This is a genomic window from Roseiarcus sp. (genome assembly GCF_052145395.1).
In the GTDB taxonomy this organism is placed as follows: Bacteria; Pseudomonadota; Alphaproteobacteria; order Rhizobiales; family Beijerinckiaceae; genus Roseiarcus.
In genome coordinates this window covers 1-5,429 of sequence record NZ_JBKQOT010000226.1, presented here as the reverse complement: position 1 = coordinate 5,429, position 5,429 = coordinate 1, and the positions used below count along the sequence as shown (strand labels likewise).

Annotated in this window: 4 protein-coding genes; 3 read left to right on the top strand and 1 reads right to left on the bottom strand. The window is 61.6% G+C overall.

Annotated features, from left to right (window positions below; all coding sequences use genetic code 11):
- On the bottom strand, positions 1-1,487 hold a 1,487-nt coding region (locus tag ACLP25_RS07755; RefSeq protein ID WP_442468638.1), incomplete at its 3' end, for a porin.
- Positions 1,488-2,257: 770 nt separating this feature from the next.
- On the opposite strand from ACLP25_RS07755, the gene ACLP25_RS07750 reads away from it, so the two are divergent.
- The 3 genes from ACLP25_RS07750 to ACLP25_RS07740 form a co-directional block, all read left to right on the top strand.
- Positions 2,258-2,998 carry a response regulator transcription factor gene (locus ACLP25_RS07750; protein ID WP_442468637.1) on the top strand — a complete coding sequence of 247 codons (741 nt, stop codon included), beginning with the start codon at positions 2,258-2,260 and terminating at the stop codon, positions 2,996-2,998.
- The gene (locus ACLP25_RS07745; RefSeq protein ID WP_442468636.1) at positions 2,985-4,367 is read left to right on the top strand and encodes a HAMP domain-containing sensor histidine kinase; all 1,383 of its coding nucleotides are present in this window, start codon (positions 2,985-2,987) and stop codon (positions 4,365-4,367) included. The genes ACLP25_RS07750 and ACLP25_RS07745 overlap by 14 nt, the downstream gene beginning before the upstream one ends.
- Before the next feature lie 170 nt (positions 4,368-4,537).
- A partial coding sequence (locus tag ACLP25_RS07740; protein WP_442468635.1) for an efflux RND transporter permease subunit occupies positions 4,538-5,429 on the top strand: 892 nt, incomplete at its 3' end.

The following is a 5,429-nucleotide window of genomic DNA, read 5'->3' as shown; positions in this document are numbered from 1 at the left end:
CGCGTGATGGAGAAGTCCTGTCCGTTCGGCTTGACGCCGCTGGTGACGGCCGTGGTGCAGGCCGCGGGTAGGGTCACTCCCAACGTGTTGACGGAGAAATTATAGTCGTTCTGGCCCAGCCAGTAATACGCGCCGATCAGATCGGCCGAGCCCCAGCCGTGCATCCAGTCATCCGGAACCGAGTACTTGGCGCCCACCCAGAAAACGTTCGCTTGCCTGGGGAGGTTATAGTTGTTGTTGACGGCCCACTGGGTCGTCAGCTTGAGCTTGGAGGCGAGCGATCCGGGCACATTGAAGCCTGGGATCGTTCCCGGCACGTTGAAATAGCCGATGGTCTCGAACCCATTCATGTAGGAGTCGCTCGGATTCTGCTGGCGGATATATTGGTAGGAGGCGTAGAACGTCCAGGCCTGCCACTTGTACTTGGTGTTCAGCATAAAGCCGACGTTGTTCGACAGCGTCGCCACGAAGTCCGACTGGTTGTACAAACCGGTGTAGTAGCCCGGAATACTGTTGGTGCACTCGGTCTGCCCCGAGAAGGGGCCCTTGGTGAGGGTGGAGCACTGGGTGAGCGAACCCGCTGTGGCAAGGTTCACGGCGTCCTTGGCGAAGCTCCCGATCCCGTCGACCGACAAGACGCCGCCGCTCGGGAACTTGAAGTCTCCGCCGACCTGGCCCTGATAAATGCCGTCCGTGCCGTTGCCCCAGTTGTAGCCGCCAACCTGAACCAGGCCGCCCAGCCGGAAGTTCTGGATATCGATGCGATACTTGACCGCCGTATTGGCGCGGGCCGCCTCTGTGTCGCCGAAGCCGGCGTAGGAGCCGGAATAGCCGACCGGCGAGAAGGCGTACGAGCCGCCCATCGGATCGTAGGAATTGATGGCGTCCAGCGACAGCGTGTTCACGCGGCCGCCGGTCAGCGTTCCATAGGTCGGGTTGCTGAAGCCGAGGAACCACTGGGAGTTCAGCGGCTGGCCGGTGCGGCTCGAATCGGCGTTCGCACTTTGCAGAAAGAGCGATTGGCCGTTGTTCTGGACCTGCGATTTCTGCGCGTAAGCCAAATTGATGCCGTAGGGATTGAAGCCGGTTTCCGCGACCCCGATGAGCGACCAGCCAGTGGAGCCGATCGGCTCGCTCATCTTGACGCCGATCACCGACTGGCTGAGGCCGTTCGGCGTCCACAGCCATTGCGGGCCGTGGGTGCTTTGCTTGGTGATGATGTTCGCGACGCCGTTATTCCACCGCTGGTTGTAGCCGGCGCCGTTGGACTCGTAGCCGATGCCCCCGTCGAGCGTCGCATAGAGCGTGACGCCGGCATAGCTGATCGGACAATCGGCCGCGCTCGAATTCAGCCAGGTCCACACGCTGGCGTAGCAGTTCACGGGTGGCGCCGCCGCGGGCGCTTTGGTGGTCGGCAGATCGGCGGCGTGCGCCGTTCCCGCAGCAGCGGCGATCATGATCGCCAAGGAAGCCCCGAGCTTTTTCATCTGGTCCCCATTCCTCAGCAGACCGCCTGATGTCTGCGCTGATTCGTTCCATCTGGCTCACGAACGGCCAATTCGAAGCGAGGCCAGTTCTCGACGGTTGTCGCGAGCGATAATCGCCGCAACCCTGAAAATGCTAACCGCTGCGGAAGTCATAAACAAATCTTCGTTTTGCGGAGCGCTTAGCTTTTCCTGTGGTGTTGCATTCAAGCAACAAGGGAAGCAATCGGGAAACGAAATGAGTAGTGAAATATACCTAAAGCGGCGTCGAGCGCACTTCAATGTGTACGCCGTGCGCAAAAACAAAAGGCGGAATAAAGGCAATTGTTAGACACCGTATGTAACAGTTGGGCGACAAAAAGGATGGCCAGAAGTTAAAATAAATTGTAGAATCTGGCCGCCTTAGAACGAATCATAAAATAAAATTTAATTAAGTTACATTTATAACATGCAATTTATAGTGCCGCGCGTTGTTTGCTGGAGACTGTTTGGTATTGTAAAGCCAGCTTTATAAAATCGCAGCGCGGGCGCAGGCGACCCCAAGCATTTGATCAGTTAAAGCGCAGGCGTATACGTGGTAAACGTACCGTGGCGGGGTGAATTTTGCACAACGGGAAAAACGTTCAAAACGTATATCATAAGGACGCGCAGTCGGAGACTGCCGTCTTTTCGACGACTTTTGTTCAGCCGCGAGACCATGAATACGCCAAGGTTGACGAGTACATACGGCAGCAAACGATGTACAAGAAGAGCGAGCGAAGGAAGAGCGAACGATGGCGATTTCGATTGTCGACGGGTCGACCGCTCCGGCGCCGCAACGAGGGAGCGACCCGCGGAGAGCTTCGGTCCTGCTGATCGAGGACGAGCCGGAGCTCGCGGAGGAGGTGCGCCTCGAACTCGAGGCCGCAGGACATTCCGTTAGAGTAGCCTATGACGTCGACGAAGGGCTCCGGGCCGCCCGCTCCGGCTGGGCCTCGATCCTCGTGGTCGATCGGATGCTGGGAAGCGCAGACGGTCTGTCGATCGTCGAGACGCTGCGAGAGGAAGGCGATTCGACGCCCGTTCTGGTGATCAGCGCCTTGTCGTCCGTGGACGAGAGGATCAGCGGCCTGAAGGCCGGCGGCGACAACTATCTCGTCAAGCCGTTCGACGTTCGCGAGCTCAGCGCCCGCGTCGAAGCGCTCATGCGGCGCCGCGGAGAGACGCGCGCGACCCGGTTGCAGGTCGGCGCGTTGGAAATGGACCTGGTCGACCGCAAGGTGCGCTGCGGAGGCCTGCCGGTCGAACTCCTGCCTCGCGAGTTCAAGCTGCTCGAGTATTTCATGCGCCGGCCGGGCCAGATCGTGACGCGGGCCATGCTGCTCGAGGACGTCTGGAACTTCAAGTTCATGGCGCAGACCAACGTCGTCGACGTGCAGATCGGCAACCTGCGCCGCCGGCTCGATCCGACGGGTCAGCGCAAGTACATCGTCAACGTTCGCGCGGTCGGCTTCAAGCTTGATGCAGACGGTTGAGGTCTTTCGGGCGCCAGCGTTCCGCCTCGCGCTCGCCTTCTGTTTTGCGGTTTCCGCCGCCACGGCCGCCGCCTTTGGCGTCATCTACCTCCAGGTCTCCAATGCGGACGTGCAGAGAGTTAGTGCGGTTCTCGTCGACGAGGCCGCCAAGAGCGAAGGCGACAGCGACGAGCAGTTGCGCCGGGCGCTCGAACTGCGCCTGACGCGCGACATCCGTCGCCTCGACTACGTGGCCTTGTTCGATGCGTCGGGCGCCAAGATTTTCGGCGACGTGCCGGCCGTGCCGTCGATCCCCGTTGACGGCGCCGCGCACATCGTGCGGCAACAGCTTCTCCCGGATTCAAGCGGCTTCGAGCCAGCCCTGTTCGTCGCCCGCCAGCGTCCGGACGGCGCCGTCGTGCTGTTTGGACGCAGTTTGCGCGAGGTCTACGACCTGCAGGCGACCTTGCTCACGGTGCTGGCGATTGCGCTCTTGCCGACCGTTCTCGTCATCCTCGCGATTGGGGCATTTTTCGCGCGCCGCGCCTCAATGCGGTTCGAGCGGATCCACAGTGCGATCCTTCGGATCATGAACGGCGAACTTCATTCCCGCCTGCCGGTCGGAAGGGAGGGCGACGACGTCGAGAAAGTGGCGCGCGCGGTCAACCTGATGCTCGACGAGATCGAGCGCCTGCTCGACCAACTCAAGTGGGTTGGCGACAACATCGCCCACGACCTGCGCACGCCGCTGATGATCGCACGCGCCAAGATCGCGCGGGCGCTCGACGAGGAGACGGACGCCGAGATCCTGCGGCCGATCCTGAACGCGGCCGTCTCGCAGATCGATCGCGCTTCCGTCGCCATTGCCGCCATTCTGCGCGTCTCCGCGGTGGAGAATGGCGCGCTAGGGAACCGCTTCACGGACTTCGATCTCGGCGCCGTCTGCGCGGAGGTCGTCGACTTTTACGAGCCGCTCGCCCAATCCAAGTCCATCGAGATGACGGTCGACGTCCGCGGTCCGGCCCCGATGCGCGGCGACGTCGACCTCATGCGCGAGGCCGTCTCGAATCTCGTCGACAACGCGATCAAGTTCACCCCAGAAGGCGGGACGGTGCGCGTCGAGGCTGAAACCATCGACGGCCTGCCGCGTCTGGCGGTCAGCGACACCGGGCGCGGAATTCCGCCTCAGGACCGCGCCCGGGTCTTCCGCCGGTTCTTCCGAGGGGACGGGGATGACGTTCCGGGCCACGGCCTCGGTCTCAATATAGCCCAGACGATCGCCAATCTGCACGGATTCCAACTGACCGTGGAGGACAACAACCCCGGCGCGCGTTTTGTCATGGCGCCAATGGCCAAGGCCTCGCTGGGTCTTGTCCGAGCGGCGGAATGATCCGCAAGTATCGCGGGCGCTCCGAGTGAGTATTTCTCCAAATATTATTTAGTGGTTTGATCGTCCGGTCGAAGCTACCAGACTGAGGGGCCAAGACGGCCGGCGCGCCGGCCGCCACACGTCTGCGCGCCTTTCGGGGAACCGGTACTCAAGCGCCGTCGAAGAGTCCAATGCTCGCTATCGTCAGAATCGCGCTGAACAAGCCTTACACGTTCGTCGTGATGGCGATGCTGATCGTCATCTTCGGCGTGGCGGCCGCGGTGCGCACGCCGACCGACATCTTCCCGAATATTGGCATTCCCGTCGTCGCCGTCGCGTGGACCTACAACGGACTGCCGCCGGACGACATGTCGGGCCGGGTCATCTATTATTATGAACGTACGCTGAGCGCCCAGGTCAACAACATCGAGCATATCGAGTCGCAGTCGCTCGCCGGCTACGGCGTGGTGAAGGTCTACTTCCAGCTCAACGTCAACATCAACGCCGCGCTGGCGCAGATCACGGCCGCCTCGCAGACCGTTCTCAAGCTCCTGCCGCCCGGCATCACGCCGCCTTACGTGCTGAGCTTCAACGCCTCCAGCGTTCCCATTCTCCAGTTGGCGCTGTCGAGCAATTCGCTGTCGCAGGCCCAGATTTTTGACGCCGGGCAGAATTTCATCCGTCCGCAACTGGCGACCGTCAATGGCGCCGCCGTGCCCTCGCCGTACGGCGGCAAGGTGCTGCAGGTCCAGGTCGATCTCAATCAGGACAAGCTCCAGGCCTACGGCCTTTCCTCGCAGGACGTCGTCGGGGCGATTGCGCGTCAGAACCTGGTTACGCCGGTCGGCACGGAGAAGGTCGGCATCTTCGAGTATATCGTCGACCTCAACGACTCGCCGAAGGAAATCTCCGAGCTCAACGACCTTCCCATCCGGGATGTGAACGGCACGCCGGTCTACATTCATGACGTCGCCTATGTACACGCCGGCGCGCCACCACAGACCAACATGGTACGCGTCGACGGCTCCAACGCGGTCCTGATGACGATCCTGAAGTCGGGCTCGGCCTCGACGCTCGACGTCA

What these genes read in the sequence shown, in the direction of transcription:
- ACLP25_RS07750 (WP_442468637.1), top strand. Translation starts at nt 2,258, where the DNA reads ATGGCGATTTCGATTGTCGACGGGTCGACCGCTCCGGCGCCGCAACGA.
- ACLP25_RS07745 (WP_442468636.1), top strand. Translation starts at nt 2,985, where the DNA reads ATGCAGACGGTTGAGGTCTTTCGGGCGCCAGCGTTCCGCCTCGCGCTC.